The 791-nt window shown below is 57.5% G+C and carries 1 protein-coding gene; it reads right to left on the bottom strand.

Annotation, left to right across the window (positions count from 1 at the left end):
- A partial coding sequence (locus AYK65_RS27595; RefSeq protein WP_139793370.1) for an amino acid adenylation domain-containing protein occupies nucleotides 1-791 on the bottom strand: 791 nt, incomplete at both ends.

The following is a 791-nucleotide window of genomic DNA, read 5'->3' as shown; positions in this document are numbered from 1 at the left end:
AAGCCGCGGATCTTCACCTGATCGTCGTTGCGGCCCAAAAACTCGAGATTGCCATCCGGCAGGTAGCGGGCCAGGTCGCCGGTCCGGTACATGCGGGCATCCGCCTTGCCGCTGAACGGATCGGCCAGGAAACGCTCCGCCGTCAGATCGGGCCGGTTGAGGTAGCCACGCGCAACCCCTGCCCCGCCGATATAGAGCTCGCCCACCGCCCCGAACGGAACGGGCTGACCATGATCGTCGAGCAGGTACGCCCGCGTGTTCGATATCGGACGCCCGATCGGGACAATCGCCGCTTTAAACCCAGCGGGATGGATCCAAGATGTTGCGTCGATTGTTGCCTCGGTAGGCCCATAGAGGTTAACAAGTCCGCGTCCTGCGAGTTGCAGCCATTTATTGGCTAACTCGCTTGTTATGAGCTCTCCGCCACAGAACATGTATCGTAAATTCTCAATTCCTTTTTTCCCAACGTCAGTGGCCTCAAGCAATGCTGAAAGAAGCGACGGAACCACTTGCAAAACCGTCACTCGGCGCCTGCTTAGTAGGCCCAGGATTGTTCGGATATCTAATTGCCCGTCGAGAAAAGGAAGAATTGAATGTGCGCCAATCGACAAGGCGGTCCATAGCTCCCAACCGGCGGCATCAAAAGAGATGGAGGTTCGCTGCAAGAAAACGTCGTGGGCCGCAAGCTGGAAGTGATTCGCGTGCCAGATCGAATGGTTCACCAGACTTCGATGCTCGACCATGACGCCCTTAGGCGTTCCGGTGGAGCCCGAGGTGTAGATGACATAGGC

Source organism: Ensifer aridi, assembly GCF_002078505.1.
GTDB lineage: Bacteria > Pseudomonadota > Alphaproteobacteria > Rhizobiales > Rhizobiaceae > Sinorhizobium > Sinorhizobium aridi.
The sequence above is the reverse complement of the archived record's forward strand: the minus strand, read 5'-3'. Positions and strand labels throughout refer to the sequence as shown.